The following is a 19,972-nucleotide window of genomic DNA, read 5'->3' on the forward strand; positions in this document are numbered from 1 at the left end:
CCAAAGTGTTAGAGCGTCCTTTGCGCGTCCAATGGACGCGCGGCGCTCTAATGTCCGCTGCGCTCCGGTTCTCGAAACCACTTCCATATGACTCGCCGGAGCGACTTTCGAAACAGCCTCTGAGGTCGTAGCTCGCTCTCACGTCCAGAAATAACGCACCGTGTGAAAGAAAACCGGGGCGGCGAAGACCAGGCTGTCGGCGCGGTCCATCATGCCGCCATGGCCCTCGATCAGATGGCCCCAGTCCTTCACCCCCTGGTCGCGCTTGATGGCGGAGGCGACCAGCCCGCCGAGGAAGCCCATCAGGCAGGCGATGAGGGCGACACCCGCCGCCTGGAGCGGCGAAAACGGCGTCAGAAACGACAGCAGCGCGCCAAGCAGGCTCGACGTCGCCAGCCCGCCGACCAGCCCTTCCCAGGTCTTCGACGGCGAAACCTTCGGCGACATCAGGTGCCTGCCGAACAGCTTGCCGAAGATGTATTGCAGCACGTCGCTGCCTTGCACGGTGATGATCAGGAAAGCGACCAGCAACAAGTTGCGGCCTTCGAAGCCGGGCACGTCGAGCGTCAGCAGCGCCGGCACGTGGCTGACGCAGTAGACCGAGATCATGACCGCCCATTGCTGCGCCGAGATGCGCTCGAGAAACCGCTCGGTGTCGCCGTGCAGCGCGGTGATCGCCGGCATCAGCAGGAAACAGTAGACCGGGATGAAGATGGTGAACAGCCCGTACCAGGCAGTCCACACCAGCCAGTACTGGAACGGGATGATGATGCCGAACATGCCGAGCAGCACCCAATGGTCGCTGCGGCGGCTGTGCGTCAGCGTCACGAATTCGCGCAACGCGGCAAACGAGATCAGCGCGAACAGGATGGTCATGCCGGCGCGGCCAAAGAAGAAGGCAACGGTGATCGCCACCGCCATCATCCACCAGGCGTTGATGCGCTGGTTGAGATTGACCAGCGTCGAGGACAGCGGCTTCGGCGCGCGCCACGACAGGATGCCGGCGACCAGGCTTGCCGTGGTCAACACCGCAGTTAGGCCGACAACCATGATAAGGGTCTCGTGCATTGGCATGTTGTTCTAGTCGTCTCTTGGAGCGTCGTGGCTGGGGTCGTGCCGGATACCGGATCCGGCACGATCTCCAGCTCTTTGGGCTCTACGCTGTTTGGGCTCGACGCTGTTTTGGTCGCATGATGTTTTTCGGAAAACCGGATTCCACTTTTCCGCATCATGCGTTGGCGGGCGGGGGTTCAGCGCCAGCAGTGTTTGGCGGGCGCGCTCGAGAAAGGCGCGGCGTTCCTCGCCGGGCGCAATGGCGATCGGCGCGCCGAAGACGACGCGGCAGAGCAGCGGCACCGGCACGAACTCGCCCTTGGGCAGCACCCGCGACATGTTCTCGATCCAGCACGGGATGAGTTCGACGTCGGGCCGCGCCATCGACAGATTGTAGAGGCCGGAGCGGAACGGCAGCAGCGGCTGGTCGGTCATGTTGCGCGTGCCCTCGGGGAAGATGATCAGCGAATGACCCTCGTCGAGTACCGACCGCATGATCGAGATCGGATGCTGCGCCTCATCGGTCCACTGCCGGTGGATGAGCACCGAGGACAGCATGTCCTGCGCGATGAACCGGCGCAGCCGCGATTTTCCCCAATAGTCGGCGGCTGCCACCGCATGGGTGCGGGCGCGCTGCTTCTCGCTGAGGCAGGCCGACAGCAGGATGAAATCGCCGTGGCTGGCATGATTGGCGAAGTAGATGCGCTGCCGGTTCGACGGCTGGCTGCCGTTCCAGATCGGCCGCACGCCGGTCACCGCCCAGGCCAGCGCCGACAGGCCGACCGAGGTCACGGTCTGCAGCAGGGTGAAGCTCCTTGTGCCGAGCTTGCTCATCGTCGGGCTCAGAAAGACAAGGCGACGAGCGACGCCGCGACGAACAGGCCGAGCGCGATGCGCTGCTTCATCAGCAGGCGCTGCGTGCCCGCGATGCGGCGGTCGAGCGAGCGGATGCCGGCTGCGGCCGGTTTGACGCGCATGCGCGCCAGCACGTCGTCGACCGAGGCACCGCCGGCGGCCTCGCTGATGTGGCTCGCCATCAGCCAGAACAGCAACGCGTCGAAGACAAGCAGGGCCGAGACGGCGAGAGTGACCACGCCGCTCGCTGCCGCAACCAGCCAGGCCGCTGCCGCCAGCGTGGTCGCCTGCGGCTGCGCCGCCACGGCAATGACCGGCGCGGCCGCCAACGCGGCCAGCACAAAAAACAGCGGCCACACCGCCTGCGTCATCAGCCCGGCGGCGAACGCTTCGGCCTTGTCTCGATGGGCACTCATGCCGGCTGGTCTACGTGAAGATGCACCGGCCGGCCCGATGCGGCGAGCTTGGTTCGCGCTTGCGCCAGCGTGTCGGCGCGGCCGGTGGCAACCAGCCAGGCGGCGACGGCGCCGGCGCTGCGCTGGAAGCCGAGCGCGCAGCAGACAAGCACCGTGCCGTAGCTGCGCGCGTCCTCGATTGCCGCCACCGCTTGCGCCTGCGCCTCGGGCGAGGGCGGCAAAAGATCGACCATGGCGACAGCCGTCCAGCGGCAGGCGACGCCGCGCGGCCGCTCCAACTCGCCGGCAAGGTCGATCACCGTGCCGAAGGCGCCAGCCTCGGCGACGGTGGGAAAGCGGCCGAGGAAGACACCATCGGCAATGGCGACATGCGGCGGCAGCTTGCGCGTCCATATCCATGCATTGATCCTGGCGCCAAGCCGGTGGGGCAGCAGCAAAACACGGCTGGCCAGCGAGACGCTGCCGTCGGCCGTTTTCTGGAACACTTTGGCGCCGGCTCCGGCATAGGCGAAGGCAACGATTGCCAGCGCCAGCGCCGGCCATAGCAGGATCAGCCACAGCGCCGAAACGAAGGCGCCGGCAGCGGCGCCGGCCAGCGCCAGCGCTGCGACGAGCGCGTAGAACAGCGCCAGCCGCCGCGCGCCGGCGTCAGCGGTCAGCCGGAAGCCGGCGAACGGCAATTCGCCGTGGCGCGGAAACAGCCACAAGGCGAAAAAGCCGAGCAAAGCGCCGGTCGGGATATCGATGACATGGTGCTGCCACGTCGTCAGCACCGAGGCGCCGATCAGCAAACACCAGGCATGCCAGACGACGCCGGCCATGCTTTTCAGCCGATAGCGCCAATGATCCCAGATCATGACCAGCAGCGCGATGTGCAGCGACGGCGCCTGGTTGAACGGCTTGTCGAAGCCGCCGAGCACCGCGAACATGAAGCCTGGCAGGCCCGATGTCTGCGGCCGCACAAAGGTCGCCGTCAGCGGGAACAGGATGAAACAGGCGACGGCGACGATCTGCGCCGTGAGATAGCGGAAGGCAAGCCGATCGACGCCGCGCCTGGTATGGTTGAGCAGCAGCGACAGACCGTAGAACAGGTTGATCGACCAGTAGGGCACGATCGTCCAGGCGATGAACGGGATGTCGCGCTCCCAGGTGAAGACGATGCTGCCGACATCGTCGCGCTGCGACGCCAGCCAGTTGGCGAAGCCGTAGCTCGCATAGAAGAACGGCGCCAGGAATGCGAGCCACAGCGCCGCGCGCAGCACGATTGCGGCGTACGGCTCGCGCCCAGTGGCGGAAGGGGCAGGGGCAAGACCAAGGACAGGCAAGACCATGCTCAGACGCGCCGCGCGACCGATACGGTGAAGATGCCCCACTGGTCGATGCGCTGGTCGAGCTTCTCGAAGCCGGCCGCCGCCACCAGCTGGTCCATCTCGCCTTGCGTGCGCCGGCGCATCACCCAGGCTTGGCCGCCGCGATGCGAGGTCAGGCTGCGCGCGATCATTTCGAGCTGCGGATGCCAGGGCTGGTTGGTGTAGACGAGCAGGCCGCCGGGCTGCATCGCCCTGGCCAGTCCGTCGAGCGAGCGGATGATCATGGCGTTGTCGGCAAACAATTCGTAAAGCCCGGAGACGATGGCCAGGTCCGGCGCCGGCTCGAGCCCGGCAAGCATCTCAGCGTCGAAGGCGTCGGCCTGGTGGAACGAGACATTGGTCGGCAGGTGCCGCTCGGCGATCAGCTTGCAGCCGAGCGAAACGTTGAGCTCGGAAAAATCCTGCAACCGCACGCTGGCCGGCGGCTCGGCGCATTTGGCGACGGCATCGAGCACGTAGCGGCCGTGGCCGGCAGCGATATCGACGATATGGACCGTGCGGCCGGCGGCCTTCAGCGTCCCGGTGGCGCTGCCGATCAGTTCTTCGAGATGCAGCTTGCGCTGGCGGATGCCGCGCCAGCCGATGGCGTCGAGAAAGGTGCGATCGATCATGCGGCCGAGCGGACCGGCGCCCCGCGCCTGGTTCTCGTAGACATAGTCGAGGGTCGAGCCGGAATCGAAGCCGGTGGCTATCCCGGTCTTCATGCCTGACGACAGCCAGGCGCCGATACGGATCGAGGCGCGGCTCATTGCCCAGTAGAGGCCTTTCGGTGACAGCAAAGCGAGCGGCGAGGCCAGCCGGTCGGCCTCGTCGCGTGTGTAGCCGGCGCGGTCGGCCGCGGTCAGGTCGACCGGCATCTGCGACGTCGAGAAGTGGCTTTCGAGGAACGGCTTGATCAGGTCGAGCGCCTTGCGGCGGTCGCGTTCGCCCAGCGTGTCGTGGAAGAAACCCGGCAGCACATGCCGCTGCTTGGCCGGGCTGGCGAGATTGACGAAGAATTCGTGCTGCGGTCCATGCCGCACAATCCAGTCGCTGCCGGAGATCAGCAATTGCGTCGGCACGGTGATGGCGCGGGCATCCGAGACGATGCGGGCGGCGTGGTCGTAGAGCTCGACCAGGATGTTGGAAGCGATCGGCCGCGTGATCAGCGGATCGGCCTCGAAGGAGGCGATGCGCTCGGGGTCATGCGTCAGGAACTTGGCCCTGACGTAGGAATTGACGAAGAAGCGGCCCTTGATCTTCTGCCACAGCGCAATGCCTTGCTTGGCGAAGGGCACGTAGAGCTTGACCGAGAAGGCCGGCGAGGCCAGCACCAGCGCGCGAATCTGCGGTGCATAATCATGCACCCAGGCGGCGGCGAGGACCGCGCCGAATGATTGCGCGATCAGCGCGATGTCGCGCTGGGAAAAACCGTCTCTGCCGATCTCACGCACCAAACAATCGATGTCGCGCACAAGTGCTGCAAAAGACGGCGCATAGCCGCGCTCGCCGGCCGAGCGGCCATTGCCGCGCGCGTCCCAGGCGTAGAAGGCATGGCCGGGCATATCGAGTTCGTCGACCAGATGCGCCATGCGGCCGCCATGCTCGTGGCCGCGGTGGAACAGCACAATCGCGCTCCTGGCGGGTTGCCCGACCGCCGGCCAGTAGCGGTAGAAGATCTCGGTGCCGTCATGGCTGCGGAAGCTGCGCTCCTGCGCCACCCGCTGCTCAACTGCGGAAGCAGCAATCGTCGGTTCGTGAAGCATGTTTTTCCCCAGGCGGATGCGACCGGAATTTCAGTCGCCGCTCCCGTTAAGGCCGCTGCGTATCCGGTTGATGGCGGTCACCAGCGAGAGTGTAGCCATTGCCGGAAACACGAACGGCGTGATCGCGTTCACCCATAGGCCGCAGGCGACGAGGACGGCGACGATGCCGAGCGCCAGCGCCCGATCGCTCTTGCCGAACGGCCCGGCATAATTGCGCCCGGTGCCTGCCGCGATGCCGAGCACGCCGGCGAACTCCACAAGCATTGCTGTGACGGCAAAGGCGACGACCCCCCAGGCAGGGAACAGAGCGGCAAAGGCCAGGATCAGCGCCAGGTCGGAGACGGCGTCGCAGAGTTCGTTGAGATACATGCCGAGTTTTGAGGCCTGGCCATGTTCGCGCGCAAGCATGCCGTCGATGGCGTTGAGCGCCATGCGCGCAAACAGCACCACCGGCATCAGCAGCAAGACCGCGCGATGGCCGGCAAGGGCCGCGACCACAACGCCGGTGGCAACCGACAGGGCGGCAGCCAGCAGCGTGATCTGGTTGGCGGTGACGCCGGCCGCGGCCAGCCGGTCGGCGAGCGGCCGCAGCCTGGCCTGGAAGGCCGGTTTCAGCGCATAAAGCGTCGGCATGTGCGAACCCCCCGGCCGCGGTGCAACTGCGGCGAGGATGATCAATTGGCGCGCAAGACGCAAGGGCGGCCAGCGGTTGTACAGGGTTACGATCAGCAGCGCCCGCCCGGAACCTTTATGCGCAGGCCCTACGGCTTCGGTGCGGCCGCCACGTCTTCAAGGTGGAATTCGCTAGGATCTCTTTCCAGCTTTCGAATAGCGCGGGCCAGCGCTGGCAGGACGGTTTCGCGCGTGCCGTGGTCAATCTGGGACAGTGTCTGGCGTATGGCTTCCTTCCAGGCTGCACCGCGGCCATATGCCTCCATGAAAGCATCGGCCAGATCTTCCGACTGCCGTTGTTCGATCATGGCTTCCATGATGGTTGCAGCCTGCATCTTGTCCTTGCGGCTCTTGGCGGTGCCGTCGTTGTCCGTCCGGCGGCGGCTGGCGATGATGAGCTTATGGATCGCGTACCGTTCGGGCGAAGGCACGTTCACCGGCACGCCGGCGCCGTGCAGGAGAACGGCCCGGATCGGTTCGTATATCAGGAAATCGAGAAAGCGCAGGGGCTGCGCCGACGCGCCACCAAGCGCGGGCATGGTTGTAGGATGACCCTCGTAGTCGGCCGAACCGGTGTTCGGAGTCAGGAATTCGACCCTGTATCCGGAGCGAGACGAGTATTGCGTCGTGAAGCGGCCATCAGCCTGGTGCGGAATCTCTCGGAATGTCGGGTCGACTTGCCTCAGCGTATCGAGCACGGGTGGCATTTTGTCATCGACGGCCGTCGAGATCGAATGAAACTGCGCAAAATCGGCATCGCCGGTGACCATTGACGTGCTAGGTAGGCGAACGCCAAGGACGGCTGGATAGCATTGGTAAGCGACGGTACCGACCAGGACGCCACGAAGTCTGAAGAAGCCAGCTTCGGCGAGTGCCTGGACAATGTCGCCGGTCTTCCTTTCCGGCCGTGGCAGGTAGGCTTCGCGAACGAGTGTCGAAACCAGTTTTCGCCGCTCTTTGATGTCGGCTTTCAGGTCTTTGAAGTTTTCGACCCTCCTGGTGATTTCAGGATCGTCGACGGGGCCGACATATCTGCGTGTTTTGCCGCCGTCAGGGCTAGGTAGGTCGAGATACCAGTAGCGGCGGCCTTTCACCTCGGCTGTGACAAAGCGGCCGCCGATGTTGAATTCCGTCGAAAACGCGGCGTCCAGCGACCGCTGCGCCAACTCGGAATAGAGCGTCTGGTATGTGTGGGGTATTTGCTGCATGGGCGTTGTTACCGTTTTTGCGAAAAGGGTAATAACACAACTTCGCTGCCACGGCCATCATTGAGTTGTTACCGTTTTTGCGAAAACGGTAACAACTGCGCTTAAAGCATCATGAACGCGGATCAAATCGTGCGTCAGCAGTTCGTCTCTTCGTGGCCGCCTGCTCCTCTCTATGTACGCTGTACCGTCGCCCAGTCTTGAATCAAACGGCACATTCGACTTTACAAATAAACTATAGTATGTGAAGTTATGTCCAAGAAAGGTCGTCCATGACAGTCAATCGTTTCGCCACACGCCTCAATTCTTTTGCCTCGCGGCCGCAGGCCGAATGGCCGGATCTTGTCGGCAAGCCGTCCATGCTGCAGATGGCGGCGCGTGCGGCGAAAGTTGCGGGGCTGACCGACCTTGACCTCAACTTTCCCGATCATGTCGAGGAAAAACCTGCGGAAATGGCGCGAAAGCTCGGCGATCTCGGGCTTTCCATCAATGGTTTCGCCATGCGCTACTACTCCAATCCGGCCTTCAAGCTCGGCGCCTTCACCAATCCGGATCCGGCAGTTCGCCGCGAAGCCATCGACCTGACCAAGGCCGGCATCGACGCCGCGCGTGAGGCCGGCGCCAATCTGATGACGCTGTGGCTCGGCCAGGATGGCTTCGACTATGCTTTCCAGGCCGTTTACGCGACGCTATGGCAACACGAAATTGATGGTATTCGTGAAGTGTCAGCGCATGATCCCGACTGCCTGATCAGCCTGGAGTACAAGCCCAACGAGCCGCGTTCCTACAGCCTGATGCCCGACGCGGCGACGACATTGCTGGCGATCCGCGAGATCGGCCTGCCCAATCTCGGCGTGACGCTCGATTTCGCCCATGTGCTCTATGCCGACGAGCAGCCGGCCTTTGCCGCAGCACTTGTGGCGCGCCACAGCAAGCTCCTGGGCGTGCATCTCAACGACGGCTACGCCAAGCGCGACGACGGCCTGATGGTCGGAGCGGTGCATACGCTGCAGACGATCGAGCTGCTTAGGCAGATCCGCCGCGACGGCTACGCCGGCGCCATCTACTTCGACACATTTCCCGACATGACCGGGCTCGATCCGATCCACGAATGCGAAGTCAACATCGCCACCGTCAAGCGCATGCTGCGCGTCGTCGAGCGGCTGGAGAAGGACAATCGCCTGTCCACCGCCATCGACCGCCAGGACGCGGTCGCGTCGCAAGCCATCATCCAGGAAGCCATGCTCGGGCCGGAGAACTGAGGCTCGGCCTCAAAATCGTTCAACAAGGGAGGAAAGACCATGAAATTTCTGCTTGCCACCGCCACCGCTGCGTTGATGGCGCTGTCCATCGGCTCCGCCTATTCCACCGACCTCGCGCCGCTCAATTCCGACACCGAAAAGGACCGCATCGACTGGTCGCAACTCGAGGCCAAGTTCGGCGCGTTGCCCAAGCTGCCCGACGGCACCAGGGCGGGCGCCGTCTCCAAGACGCTGACCAACGAATACTGGCGCTCGCTGGGTGAGGGCTACAAGTCGTTGGGCGATCGCGTCGGCGTGCCGGTCGTCTACCAGGCGGCGCAGAGCGAGGGCGACCAGCTCGGCCAGCTGACAATCGCCGAAGGCCTGGTCACGCAAGGCTACAACGTGCTGCTCGTCTCACCGCAGACCGACTCCAACCTGCAGCCAATCATGGAACAGGCCAAGGCCGCCAACGTGCCGGTGGTCAATGTCAATGACGCGGTCATCCCGCAGGCCGAGCACTATGTCGGCAATGTCCAGCGCGACAATGGCGTGCGCGTCGCCAAATGGTTCATCAAGAACCGGCCGGATGGCGGCAAGGTCGCCATCGTCGAAGGCCAGGCCGGCGTCTATGCCGCAGTCCAGCGCACGGATGGCTTCAAGGCCACGATCACCGAGACCGGCAAGTTCGAGGTCGTCGCCAGCGTGCCCGGCAATTGGGATCGCCAGACCTCCTACGACGCTGCCAGCAACATCCTGCAGCAGCACCCCGACCTGATCGGCTTCTATGCCAACAATGACGGCATGGCACTGGGCATCGTCGAGGCGGTCAAGGCCGCCGGCCTGCAGGACAAGGTCGCCGTCTTCGGCACCGACGGCATCTCCGACGCCTATGCCTCGATCCGCGCCGGCGAGCTGACCGGCACCGTCGACAGCTTCCCGGTGCTGACCGGCGAGGTGGCGCTGGAATCGGCGCTCCGGCTGGTGGCCGGGCAGAAGCTGCCGCGCGTTGTCGCCACGCCGCAGGCGCTTATCACCAAGGACAATGCCGACCGCTATTCCGGCGCTGGCGACGCCGTGCGCAAGGCGCTGCTCGAGGACGCGGCGGCGGGCAATTAAGGGCAGGACTGCGGGTGCCGGCCGGGCTGGCGCCCTTTGCCTGGAGAATAGAACCAATGTCTGTCCCGCGGCTGCAATTCGAGCGCATTTCCAAGGTGTTTCCGGCGGTGCGAGCGCTGAGCGATGTGTCCTTTTCCGTCGGCGCCGGCGAAATCCATGGCCTGCTCGGTGAGAACGGCGCCGGCAAATCGACGCTGCTGCGCATCCTGTCGGGGGTCTACAGGCCGACCGCCGGAAGCGTGCTGATCGACGGCAGACCGGTGACGCTGAACAATCCGGTCGCGGCGCGCGCCGCGGGCGTCGCCATGATCCATCAGGAATTGCAGCAGGTGCCGCATCTCAGCGTCGCCCAGAACATGTTCCTCGGTCATCCGCTGACGCGCGGCGGCATCTTCGTCGCCCGGCGCGAGCAGGAGCGCCGCGCTGCGGAAGCCCTTGCCGCCCTCGATCCGACCATCGATCCGGCAGTCCCGCTCGGCAGCCTGAAGGTCGCGCAGCGGCAGATCGTCGAGATCGCCCGGGCGCTGCTCGATCGGGCACGCGTCGTGGCGATGGACGAGCCGACATCGAGCCTGACGCCGAGCGAGTTCGAGCGGCTGGCCGAAGTCATTGCCGGGCTGGCGCGCGACGGCGTCGCGGTCGTCTATGTCTCGCACAAGCTGGACGAGGTGTTCGGCATCTGCCAGCGCGCCACAATCATTCGCGACGGCGTCGTGGTCGGATCCGTCGATCTGGCGCAAATGTCGGAAAAAGCCGTCGTTTCGATGATGGTCGGCCGCGAGCTTGCCCAGGAACAGCACCGTTCGCACATCTCGAGCGAGGTCAGGCTGAGCGTGCGTGGCCTCGCCTCGGCGACAAAAGTCCGTAACGTCTCGTTCGACCTGCACCGCGGCGAGGTGCTGGGCATTGCCGGCCTGGTCGGCTCGGGCCGCACCGAACTGCTGCGGCTGCTGGCCGGCGCCGACCGCGCCTCGTCGGGCAGGGTCGAGATCGACGGCAAGGCCATAAAACTCGCCAATCCGCGCGACGCCATCGCCGCCGGCATCGGCCTGGTGCCGGAGGAGCGCAAGCGCGAAGGCATCGTGCCGTTGCGGTCGATCTCCAGCAATATGGCGCTGGCCTCGATGGGCGTGTTCGCACCGCGCGGCGTCATCGATCACACCAGGCTGAAACGGGTCGCGGCCGAGAAGATGAAGCGGGTCAATTTGCGCCCGTTCCTGCTCGACCGGCCGATCCGGCTGTTCAGCGGCGGCAACCAGCAGAAGGCGATCATCGGCCGCTGGCTGGCGGCGGGAACGCGCATCCTTTTGTTCGATGAGCCGACGCGCGGCATCGATATCGGCGCCAAGGCGGAGATCTACCATTTGATCGAGGAGCTTGCCGCCGAAGGCCATTCGGTCGTCGTCGTGTCGTCCGAGCTTCCCGAGGTGATCCGGCTCGCCGACCGCGTGCTGGTCATGCGCGATGGCACGGTCGCCGCCGAGCTCGACCGGGCTGATCTCAGCGAACAGGCGATCGCGGCGCACGCCATACCCCAATCGGAGACGCAAGGCCGGCAAGGCGCAAGGCCATCGGGCCGGCAAGGCATAACGGACAGGACGAGCGGATGACTGATGTAACCGAACACACAGCAGCGCGCCGACGGGCTGAATTCCTGCACCGGTTTTCGTTGCGCGACGCCGGCACGCTGATCGGCCTGGTGGTGATCCTCGCCGTCTTCGGCGCGCTGGTCCCGGGCTTCTTTGCCGAGCGCAATTTGATCAACATCCTGCAGCAGTCGAGCATCAACGCCTGCCTGGCGTTGGGCATGACGCTGGTGATCATCTCGGGCGGCATCGATCTGTCGGTCGGGCCGACGGCAGCCCTTTCGGCCGTCATCTCGGCCTCGATGCTGGTTGCCGGCGTGCCGTTCCCGCTGGCCATCGCCGCCGGCTTCGCCATCGGCCTCGTCTGCGGCCTGCTCAATGGCGTGCTGGTCGCCTATGTCGGGCTGCAGCCTTTCATCGTCACACTGGGAACGCTCAGCACCTACCGGGCGCTGGCGCTGATCTATACCGGCGGCAATCCGGTGCTCGGCCTGCCAGCCGGCTTCCGCGCCATCTTCAACGGCTCGCTGTTCGGATTGCCACTGGCGGTCATCATCGTGGCCGTGGTCGCGCTGATCGCCTGGATCATCCTCAAGAAGACGCCTTTCGGCGAATATCTGCTCGCCGTCGGCGGCAATGAGGAGGCGGCCTACATAGCCGGCGTGCCGATCGCTCGCACCAAGATCGCCGCCTACATGATCTCGGGCCTGCTGGCGGCCCTTGCCGCGCAGATCCTGATCGGCCGGCTGGGTGCCGCCGAACCCATTCTCGGCAACCTCTGGGAGCTCGATGCCATTGCCGCGGCGGCCATCGGCGGCGCCTCGCTGATGGGCGGCAAGGGCAGCGTCGTCGGCACCATCCTGGGCGCCGTCATCCTCGGCGCCATGCGCAACGGCCTGACGCTGATGAATGTCCAGTCCTTCTATCAGCTCTTGGCAACTGGCCTTATAATCCTCGCCGCGATGCTCATCGATCGCGTGACGAGGGGACGTGGATGACCTTGACCAGCCTGGATCTGAAAGCAGTAGGACCGCGGATCCGCATGATGATGCCGCATTTGACACCGCTCGAGGCGAAGGTGGTGGAAACCGTATTCGGACGGCGCGGCTTCGACGAGACCATTCCGCTCAAGCAGATCGCCGAAGAAGCCGGCGTGTCGGAGGCGATGGTGGTGAAGATCGCCAAGAAACTGGGCTTTTCCGGCTATCGCGACTTCCGCACCGCGGTTTATGAATACAGCCGCCTGCCGACCGCCGAAATGCACCAGGAACTGTCGGTCGACGACAGCTCGGCCGAGATCGTCCAAAAAGTGTTCCGCACTTCGATCCAGGCGCTGGAGGAAACGCTGGCGATCCTCGACATGGACGATTTCGACCGCGCCGCCGATCTTTTGTACCGCGCCAGGAACCGCGATTTCTATGGCGTCGGCGGTTCGGCGCAGATCGCGCGCGACGTCTCGCACAAATTCCTGCGCATCGGCATCCGCGCATCCGTCTACGACGATTCGCACATGATGCTGATGTCGGCCTCGCTGCTCGGCGCCGACGACATCGCGGTCGGCTTCTCGCATTCCGGCAACACCAGCGCCGTCATCGATGCCATCCATCTCGCCCGCAAGAGCGGTGCGCGGACGCTGGCGATCACCAATTACGACAACTCGCCGCTGGCCGCCGTCGCCGACATCGTGCTGTGCTCGACCGCGCAGGGCTCGCCATTGATGGGCGAGAACGCGGCGGCGCGCATCGCCCAGCTCAACATTCTCGACGCGCTGTTCGTCGCGGTGGCACAGCGCGACTACCAGGCGGCGGAGCGCAATCTCGGCCGCACGATGTCGGCGGTGATGTCGAAACGCCGGGAAAAGGGCGGTTCATGAAAGATTGGGGCGGCTCATGAAAGATCGGGGCACATGACGGCTCCGCTGGTCACCGTGTTCGGCAGCCTGCATTACGACATCATGGTCGAAGCGCCTGACCGCCCGCGCAAGGGCGAAACCGTAACCGGCCATGCCTGGCAGCCGAAATGCGGCGGCAAGGGCGGCAACCAGGCGGTCTCGGCGGCGCGGGCCGGCGTGCGCTCGGCAATGATCGGCGCCGTCGGCGATGACGATTTCGGCCGCGCGGTTGTCGGCAATCTCGCGCGCCGCGGCGTCGACAGCCGCTTCGTGCGGGTCGCACCTGGCGCCGGCTCGGGCATGAGCGTGGCGATCTTCGACGCCGGCGGCGATTATGGCGCGGTGATCGTCTCGGGCAGCAATCTCACCTTGGGCGAGAACGACATCGTGGCCGCGACCGAGATGGTTGCGCAAACGGCGGTGCTGCTGCTGCAGAACGAGGTGCCGGAAGCCGCCAACATTGCTGCAGCGCGGGCGGTGAAGGCGCATGGCGGCCGCGTCGTGCTCAACGCCGCCCCCGCGCGAAAACTGTCCGGCGAATTGATCGCACTCACCGATATCGTCATCGTCAACGCCATCGAGGCGGAATTTTTGGCCGGCGTTGCGGTCGTCGATACGCTCGAGGGTGCTGCCGAGGCGGCACGCATGCTGATCGATTTCTACCCGGCGGCGATCGTCACGGCCGGCGGGGAGGGCGTTGCCTATTGCGGCCGCGACGGCCAGGCGTTCGAGCGGGCCGCCCTTCCGGTGAAGGTGGTCAGCACCCATGGCGCCGGCGACGAGTTCGTCGGCGCGTTCGCGGCAGGCCTTGCCCGCGGGCATCGGGTCGAGGCCGCACTTGCTGCCGCCAACGCCGCCGCGGCCTTGCTGGTCGCCACGCCGGAACGGCAGCGCGAGGCGATCTGAGACGGGTGGCTGCCTCCGCCCGCGATCGTGACAGGTGACGAGAAGCGGATGGGGAGGACTTTTCGCTCGGCTCCGACAGGCCGGTAAAGCCGACAATTGATACGAAAGCCCGCCACCCCCATGGGATGACGGGCTCCGTAGCCTGTGCGCCAGGAACGCCACGGTAGCGACGCTGCTACTCAATGCTCCGTAGATACTCACTATGCGGCCTTCGCGCCGTCAGGCGCATCGGCCAAACAAATGAAGCCCGCGCCTTTGGGAGCGCGGATATGCGCAGCCGGGCGCGGCTGGCGCGTCCGGCTGCCGATGTCGTCAGTGCTTGCTCTTGCCGGGGCCGGCGGCACTGCCACTGATGGCGATGCGCTTGGCTTTCGTCCGTGCGCGCTCCGTCTTGGGCAGCGTCACGGTGAGCACGCCGTTATGGAAGGCGGCGTTCACCTTGTCCTCCTCGACCTCGTAGCCGAGCGGGATGCGGCGCTCGAAGCGGCCGTAGAACCGCTCGGAGAACTGCCTGTCCTTGTCTTCGGTCTCGGAGCGCTTCTCGCCACGCAGTGTCAGCACGCCGTCGTCGAGCATCACGTCGACGTCCTTTTCGTCCATGCCGGGAATTTCCGCGGTCACGCGGATCTCCTTCTCGCCGTCGGCGATTTCGACGCTCGGCCAGCTGCCGCGCGCCGACGAAAATCCGCTGAGCATCGGCATGCGCGTTTCGAAGCCGCGGAAGGCGTCGTCGATCAGTCGGTTCATCTCGCGATGCAACGCCATGAACGGGTCGCGGTCCTCGTCACGATAGAAGCTGGGAACCGGACTGTTCTCCCGGCCCCAGGGAATGAGATCACGAATAGCCATTGCTGTTCTCCTTTCTCGACTGGTTGTGTCAAAGGCGAACGCCAGAGATCGACTTCGCTCAGGCGGCCTGCTTCGGCTTCTCGACCTGCCCGGCCTTCGGCGCGCCGTCTTGCTTGGCGATCGTGATGCGACGCGGCTTCATCTCTTCGGGCACTTGGCGCACGAGGTCGATCGTCAGCACGCCGTTATTGAGCGAGGCGCCGGTGACCGTCATGTGATCGGCAAGCTCGAAGCGCCGTGTGAACGGTCGCACCGGAAGGCCGCGATGGAGATATTCCACCTCGTCCTGTTCCTTGCGCTCGCCCGAGACGATGAGAAGGTTCGGCTCGTGGCTGATGTCGAGATCGTTCTCGGAAAAGCCGGCGACGGCGATCCTCACCCGATAGGTGTTCTCGTCGCTTCGCTCGATGTCATAGGGAGGCCAGGTTTCGACTGCCTGAGGCGCGTTTTCCAGCAGGTTGAAGATGCGGTCGAAACCGATGCTCGACCGATAGAGCGGGGAAAAGTCGAATGCGGTTCTCATAGCTACATCCTCCGTGGAGCAACATAGTACGAGGGGCGCCAAAGAGCTTGGCGCTCCCTGGGTTCTGCCAGTCCCATTCGGCAACCGGCAATTTTCATTTGGTTATTGTCAGGCCGAAATCAAGACCCAGATTCTGTCCCGCTGCCACAATTTTTGTTGCCGGATTGTACTGGTAATGCCGGTTTCAACCGTCGTTTGAGGGTCGCGCCGGCACGCCGCATGGAGGACATCATGACCATGACACGCGACGACATCATTTCGGTGCTGGGCCCGGTCGACGACGCCGTGATCGCCGACATCGCCTCGACCGGCGCGACGATCGAAGAGTTGCGCGAGGCCTTTGCCTGGGTCGGCGCCGATGAGGCGCTGGTCAACGAGGGCCGCCCGCTGCCGTCGGCAAGGGTGGCGACGCTGATCGGGCTTCTCGAACCGCCGGACGACGACATATAGCGCCGGGTTTCGGCAAGCAGACTGGGAGACGGGGGAGGTCTTGAAGCGTGCAGCCATACGAACCATCTCGTCAGTCGGGCGCCGATCGGGCCGCCTTCCTGGTTATTCTCAAAAAGAAAAGGAGGAAGTGATGAACGACGTCCCATTTTCCGAGCCGATCACGCTCAAGCTCCAATCCGTCGGAGAGCGCAAGGTCGCCAGCAGCTGGGAAGCCATCGAATGCATGCAGCAATGGCCGGACCGGGCGTGCGGCCGCAACTGGCGCGCAGCCTATCGCGCCTGCCGCGACGCGCTCGACGGTTGGCGCACCGCCCGCGAGGCGCGCACCGCCTTCGTCAAGGCGGCACGCACCGCCGGACTGCTGGTCACGGGACGTTAATCCACCTGAACATCAATCCACCTGAACGCCAATGATCCTGAAGCCGGGGGAACCTCAAGCCGGGGAAGCTGAAGCCGGGGCGGACGCGCTGTGCTGCAGAGGCGGCGCCTTTCATGAAAAGCGCCACCTTTTCTCTATTTCACTGCAGCGTAATGACGCCGTCCACCGCCCGCCATTCGGAGGGCTGGATCAGACGATGATGGGCGACGCGCACAGAATGCAGCGGGCCCTCGATCTCACGTTCCCAAAATTCGAGGAAATGCTTCAGCGTCGGGAAATCCGGGGCGATGTCGTATTGCTGCCAGATGAAGAGCTGCAGCAGGTCCCGATAGTCGGGAAGACGATAATGGATCTCTGCCGTCGTCAGGCCAAAACCCTGCATCTGGAGCCGGAATTCGTTGCTGACCTGGAACTCATTGCCGACCATGGCCGTCTCCTTTCCGAACGATCAGGCGTCCATCCTCCGCATGCAAAAACGCCTCCGCTTCCTCATCGGTTCCGGCCGCCGGCAGACGGTGCCGGGATCGACGACGATGTCGGAAGGTTGCGCCCCGGTTTCAAGTCGCATCCGTCGTTTCAAATCCTGGAATAGCGCCATTATTACAGTGCGTTATTACGGTGCGTTGGCACTCGACAACGGCGAGTGCTAAAATTTTTTCGGCGTCCTCTTGAAAGGCTGGATAGGCAGACTAATTCGATAGGCGCGTGATGCCTGAGCAGGGGTCGCGCACCGTCGCACCGACCCACTGGTCGGCTGCGAAGGGAGGTCCAAGAAAATCTGTTTGTCCCATGAGGAGAACGACATGGCGTTCCGTCCATTGCATGACCGTATCCTGGTCCGCCGCATCGAGGTCGACGAGAAGACCGCTGGCGGCATCATCATTCCTGACACAGCCAAGGAAAAGCCGCAGGAAGGCGAGGTCATCGCCGCCGGCCCCGGCGCGCGCGACGATAGCGGACAGTTGCAGCCGCTCGACGTCAAGGTCGGCGATCGCATCCTGTTCGGCAAATGGTCGGGCACCGAGATCAAGCTCAACGGCGAGGACCTGCTCATCATGAAGGAAAGCGATGTGCTGGGCGTGATTGAAATGACCGACCAGATAAAAAAGCAGGCCGCCTGAGCGGGGCCTGAACAAGCCATCAGTCAACGAAAAGCTGCCTATTTGAAGGAGTTATCCAATGGCTGCCAAGGATGTGAAATTCCATACCGAAGCCCGCGAGAAGATGTTGCGCGGTGTCAACATCCTCGCCGACGCGGTGAAGGTGACGCTCGGTCCAAAGGGCCGCAATGTCATCCTCGACAAGTCGTTCGGCGCCCCGCGCATCACCAAGGACGGCGTTACCGTCGCCAAGGAAATCGAACTTGAGGACAAGTTCGAGAACATGGGTGCGCAGATGGTGCGCGAGGTCGCCTCGAAGACCAGCGACGTCGCCGGCGACGGCACGACGACCGCCACCGTTCTGGCGCAGTCGATCGTCCAGGAAGGCGCCAAGGCGGTTGCCGCCGGCATGAACCCGATGGACCTGAAGCGCGGCATCGACAAGGCGGTCGACGCCATCGTCGCCGAACTCAAGGCCAATGCCCGCAAGGTGACAAGGAACGACGAGATCGCCCAGGTCGGCGCCATCTCGGCCAATGGCGATGCCGAGATCGGCCGCTTCCTCGCCGAAGCGATGGAAAAGGTCGGCAATGAGGGCGTCATCACGGTCGAGGAGGCCAAGACCGCCGAGACCGAGCTCGAAGTGGTCGAGGGCATGCAATTCGATCGCGGCTATCTCTCGCCTTATTTCATCACCAACCAGGACAAGATGCGCGTCGAGCTCGAAGAGCCCTATGTGCTGATCCACGAGAAGAAGCTGTCCAACCTGCAGGCCATGCTGCCGGTGCTCGAAGCCGCAGTGCAATCGAGCAAGCCGCTGCTGATCATCGCCGAGGATGTCGAAGGCGAGGCGCTGGCGACCTTGGTCGTCAACAAGCTGCGCGGTGGACTGAAGGTCGCCGCCGTCAAGGCGCCGGGTTTTGGTGACCGCCGCAAGGCGATGCTGGAAGACATTGCCATCCTGACCGGCGGCACGGCCATCAGCGAGGATCTCGGCATCAAGCTCGAAAACGTCACGCTGGAGATGCTCGGCCGCGCCAAGAAGGTGCTGATCGAGAAGGAGAACACCACGATCGTCGACGGTGCCGGCCGCAAGGACGAGATCCAGGCACGCATCAGCCAGATCAAGGCGCAGATCGAGGAGACCACCTCCGACTATGACCGCGAGAAGCTGCAGGAGCGGCTGGCCAAGCTCGCCGGCGGCGTCGCCGTCATCCGCGTCGGCGGCTCGACCGAGGTCGAGGTCAAGGAGCGCAAGGACCGCGTCGACGACGCCATGCACGCCACCCGCGCTGCGGTCGAGGAAGGCATACTGCCCGGCGGCGGCGTGGCGCTGCTCAGGGCAGCGAAGGCGCTCGACAATGTCGCCGTCGACAATCCCGACCAGAGGACCGGCGTCGAGATCGTGCGTCGGGCCATCGAGCAGCCGGTGCGCCAGATCGCCGAGAATGCTGGTGCGGAAGGTTCGATCATCGTCGGCAAGCTGCGCGAGAAGACCGAATTCGGCTATGGCTGGAACGCCCAGACCAACGAGTTCGGCGATCTCTACGCCCAGGGCGTGATCGACCCGGCCAAGGTGGTGCGCGCCGCTCTCCAGGACGCCGCGTCGGTCGCCGGCCTGCTGGTGACCACCGAGGCGATGGTGGCCGAGAAGCCGAAGAAGGAAGCTGCCGCACCGGCAATGCCCGGCGGTGGCATGGACTACTAAGGTCAGGCCTCCAAAGCGAGGCTTCTGAACGGCAGATGGACCGTGTCCGCCAAAGCGGGCACGGTCTTGCCGGTCCGGACCAATGCGGAGCAGGTGTTGCCATGGATATGTTGGAAAGTTTTGGAAAGATCGCGGCGCCGACCCGCCCGAAGAATGATTTCAACTATGAAACCGATTGCAGGGCGGCGCTGGCGCCCTTGGTCGACGGCTTGCTGGACATGGCCGAGCAGGCCGGCTGGGATCGCCGCAAGGCGGCCTATACGCTGATGTTCCTGTCGGCCCAACGCGTCGGGGCCGGCCAGGAGGAGCGTAAATGATGGCCGCGCGGGCGCGCATGCCTGCGCCTGTTGGAGACAGTTGAACCGGAAAGGAGAGTGTCATGGACCGTTCTTCTTTTGAAAAACCGGTCACCATCCTGACCGGCCTCGGCACGCCGACCAGGATAGAAAGCGCGGCTGAGGCCTATGCGCTGCTTGCCGACTGGCCGCGGGCGAGCCGGACGGCCGCGCACGACATCGCCGCCAAAGCCTGCCGGGCGGCGATGGACGGAGAGATCGACGCCGAGACGGCACGGGCGACCTTCGTGGCGTTCGCCCGCCGCAACGATCTTCTCGCGCCGCAGACGAGATCTACGGTTGGGGGTGGACCGGTCATCGATTGGGCAACGCGTTCGCAGCGTGTCAACGCACCGGCGTGAACGCGCTTTTCTTTCCTTCTCCCCTTGTGGGAGAAGGTGGATTGGCGCGAAGCGCCAAGCCGGATGAGGGGTGCTGGAAAGAATGAGGTGGCGGCGATTTCAAGCAGATTGCCAAGCTGGAACACCCCTCATCCGACCTCGCTTCGCGAGGCCACCTTCTCCCACAAGGGGAGAAGGTAAGATCGCGTCGGCGCCGCGCCTTCCAAC

Annotated in this window: 22 protein-coding genes and 1 pseudogene; 13 read left to right on the forward strand and 10 right to left on the reverse strand. The window is 64.4% G+C overall.

Annotation, left to right across the window (positions count from 1 at the left end; genetic code table 11):
* Window positions 1-138 precede the first annotated feature (138 nt).
* The 7 genes and pseudogenes from AC0L2R_RS18130 to AC0L2R_RS18160 form a co-directional block, all read right to left on the reverse strand.
* Window positions 139-1,068 (reverse strand): phosphatidate cytidylyltransferase, encoded by a 930-nt coding sequence (locus tag AC0L2R_RS18130; protein WP_473510616.1) that lies wholly within the window; start codon window positions 1,066-1,068, stop codon window positions 139-141.
* A gap of 159 nt (window positions 1,069-1,227) precedes the next feature.
* Window positions 1,228-1,887: pseudogene (locus tag AC0L2R_RS18135) on the reverse strand (lysophospholipid acyltransferase family protein); the annotation flags it as partial.
* Window positions 1,888-1,895: 8 nt separating this feature from the next.
* Window positions 1,896-2,324 carry a hypothetical protein gene (locus AC0L2R_RS18140; protein WP_287322061.1) on the reverse strand — a complete coding sequence of 143 codons (429 nt, stop codon included), beginning with the start codon at window positions 2,322-2,324 and terminating at the stop codon, window positions 1,896-1,898.
* Window positions 2,321-3,655, reverse strand: a complete 1,335-nt coding sequence (locus AC0L2R_RS18145; protein WP_473510618.1) for a phosphatase PAP2/dual specificity phosphatase family protein — start codon at window positions 3,653-3,655, stop codon at window positions 2,321-2,323. Before AC0L2R_RS18145 ends, AC0L2R_RS18140 begins: the two co-directional genes overlap by 4 nt.
* 2 nt (window positions 3,656-3,657) lie before the next feature.
* Window positions 3,658-5,439, reverse strand: coding sequence for a bifunctional alpha/beta hydrolase/class I SAM-dependent methyltransferase (locus AC0L2R_RS18150; RefSeq protein ID WP_473510620.1), 1,782 nt, complete (start codon window positions 5,437-5,439; stop codon window positions 3,658-3,660).
* A 30-nt stretch (window positions 5,440-5,469) separates the two neighbouring features.
* Window positions 5,470-6,072 carry a CDP-alcohol phosphatidyltransferase family protein gene (locus AC0L2R_RS18155; protein ID WP_473510622.1) on the reverse strand — a complete coding sequence of 201 codons (603 nt, stop codon included), beginning with the start codon at window positions 6,070-6,072 and terminating at the stop codon, window positions 5,470-5,472.
* 128 nt (window positions 6,073-6,200) lie between these two features.
* Window positions 6,201-7,319: a nucleotidyltransferase family protein gene (locus AC0L2R_RS18160; protein ID WP_473492895.1), complete on the reverse strand. Its 1,119-nt coding sequence runs from the start codon at window positions 7,317-7,319 to the stop codon at window positions 6,201-6,203.
* A 269-nt stretch (window positions 7,320-7,588) separates the two neighbouring features.
* On the opposite strand from AC0L2R_RS18160, the gene AC0L2R_RS18165 reads away from it, so the two are divergent.
* The 6 genes from AC0L2R_RS18165 to AC0L2R_RS18190 are packed head-to-tail and all read left to right on the forward strand — an operon-like array spanning window position 7,589 to window position 14,059.
* Window positions 7,589-8,578: a sugar phosphate isomerase/epimerase family protein gene (locus tag AC0L2R_RS18165; RefSeq protein ID WP_473510623.1), complete on the forward strand. Its 990-nt coding sequence runs from the start codon at window positions 7,589-7,591 to the stop codon at window positions 8,576-8,578.
* 39 nt (window positions 8,579-8,617) lie between these two features.
* Window positions 8,618-9,676, forward strand: coding sequence for a sugar ABC transporter substrate-binding protein (locus AC0L2R_RS18170; RefSeq protein ID WP_473510624.1), 1,059 nt, complete (start codon window positions 8,618-8,620; stop codon window positions 9,674-9,676).
* Between the two features lie 56 nt (window positions 9,677-9,732).
* Complete coding sequence (locus AC0L2R_RS18175; RefSeq protein WP_473510626.1) at window positions 9,733-11,286, forward strand: sugar ABC transporter ATP-binding protein; 1,554 nt, start codon at window positions 9,733-9,735, stop codon at window positions 11,284-11,286.
* Window positions 11,283-12,260, forward strand: a complete 978-nt coding sequence (locus AC0L2R_RS18180) for an ABC transporter permease (protein WP_473510628.1) — start codon at window positions 11,283-11,285, stop codon at window positions 12,258-12,260. The genes AC0L2R_RS18175 and AC0L2R_RS18180 overlap by 4 nt, the downstream gene beginning before the upstream one ends.
* Window positions 12,257-13,135, forward strand: coding sequence for a MurR/RpiR family transcriptional regulator (locus AC0L2R_RS18185; protein WP_473510629.1), 879 nt, complete (start codon window positions 12,257-12,259; stop codon window positions 13,133-13,135). Before AC0L2R_RS18180 ends, AC0L2R_RS18185 begins: the two co-directional genes overlap by 4 nt.
* 33 nt (window positions 13,136-13,168) lie before the next feature.
* A complete protein-coding gene (locus tag AC0L2R_RS18190; protein ID WP_473510631.1) occupies window positions 13,169-14,059 on the forward strand; it encodes a ribokinase in 891 nt (296 codons plus the stop codon).
* A 312-nt stretch (window positions 14,060-14,371) separates the two neighbouring features.
* Here the strand turns inward: AC0L2R_RS18190 and AC0L2R_RS18195 are convergent, their stop codons facing one another.
* Together AC0L2R_RS18195 and AC0L2R_RS18200 are read right to left on the reverse strand one after the other, a co-directional pair.
* A complete protein-coding gene (locus AC0L2R_RS18195) occupies window positions 14,372-14,908 on the reverse strand; it encodes an Hsp20/alpha crystallin family protein (protein WP_473510633.1) in 537 nt (178 codons plus the stop codon).
* A gap of 58 nt (window positions 14,909-14,966) precedes the next feature.
* Window positions 14,967-15,431 (reverse strand): Hsp20 family protein, encoded by a 465-nt coding sequence (locus AC0L2R_RS18200; protein WP_473510635.1) that lies wholly within the window; start codon window positions 15,429-15,431, stop codon window positions 14,967-14,969.
* A gap of 231 nt (window positions 15,432-15,662) precedes the next feature.
* On the opposite strand from AC0L2R_RS18200, the gene AC0L2R_RS18205 reads away from it, so the two are divergent.
* Complete coding sequence (locus AC0L2R_RS18205; RefSeq protein ID WP_023799042.1) at window positions 15,663-15,881, forward strand: hypothetical protein; 219 nt, start codon at window positions 15,663-15,665, stop codon at window positions 15,879-15,881.
* Window positions 15,882-16,011: 130 nt separating this feature from the next.
* Window positions 16,012-16,260, forward strand: coding sequence for a DUF982 domain-containing protein (locus AC0L2R_RS18210; RefSeq protein ID WP_473510636.1), 249 nt, complete (start codon window positions 16,012-16,014; stop codon window positions 16,258-16,260).
* A gap of 139 nt (window positions 16,261-16,399) precedes the next feature.
* On the opposite strand, the gene AC0L2R_RS18215 is transcribed toward AC0L2R_RS18210, so the two are convergent.
* Complete coding sequence (locus AC0L2R_RS18215; protein WP_091598882.1) at window positions 16,400-16,687, reverse strand: usg protein; 288 nt, start codon at window positions 16,685-16,687, stop codon at window positions 16,400-16,402.
* On the opposite strand from AC0L2R_RS18215, the gene AC0L2R_RS18220 reads away from it, so the two are divergent.
* From AC0L2R_RS18220 to AC0L2R_RS18240, 5 genes are all read left to right on the forward strand, one after another.
* A complete protein-coding gene (locus AC0L2R_RS18220) occupies window positions 16,686-16,910 on the forward strand; it encodes a hypothetical protein (protein ID WP_473492906.1) in 225 nt (74 codons plus the stop codon). The genes AC0L2R_RS18215 and AC0L2R_RS18220 overlap by 2 nt on opposite strands.
* A gap of 153 nt (window positions 16,911-17,063) precedes the next feature.
* The gene (locus tag AC0L2R_RS18225) at window positions 17,064-17,381 is read left to right on the forward strand and encodes a co-chaperone GroES (RefSeq protein WP_473510638.1); all 318 of its coding nucleotides are present in this window, start codon (window positions 17,064-17,066) and stop codon (window positions 17,379-17,381) included.
* A gap of 58 nt (window positions 17,382-17,439) precedes the next feature.
* Window positions 17,440-19,068, forward strand: a complete 1,629-nt coding sequence (gene groL / locus AC0L2R_RS18230) for a chaperonin GroEL (RefSeq protein WP_473492907.1) — start codon at window positions 17,440-17,442, stop codon at window positions 19,066-19,068.
* 101 nt (window positions 19,069-19,169) lie between these two features.
* A complete protein-coding gene (locus AC0L2R_RS18235) occupies window positions 19,170-19,385 on the forward strand; it encodes a hypothetical protein (protein ID WP_473510639.1) in 216 nt (71 codons plus the stop codon).
* Between the two features lie 62 nt (window positions 19,386-19,447).
* The gene (locus AC0L2R_RS18240; RefSeq protein ID WP_473510641.1) at window positions 19,448-19,765 is read left to right on the forward strand and encodes a DUF982 domain-containing protein; all 318 of its coding nucleotides are present in this window, start codon (window positions 19,448-19,450) and stop codon (window positions 19,763-19,765) included.
* The last annotated feature ends 207 nt before the right edge of the window (window positions 19,766-19,972 follow it).

The sequence above is a fragment of the Mesorhizobium sp. WSM4820 genome (assembly GCF_055811075.1).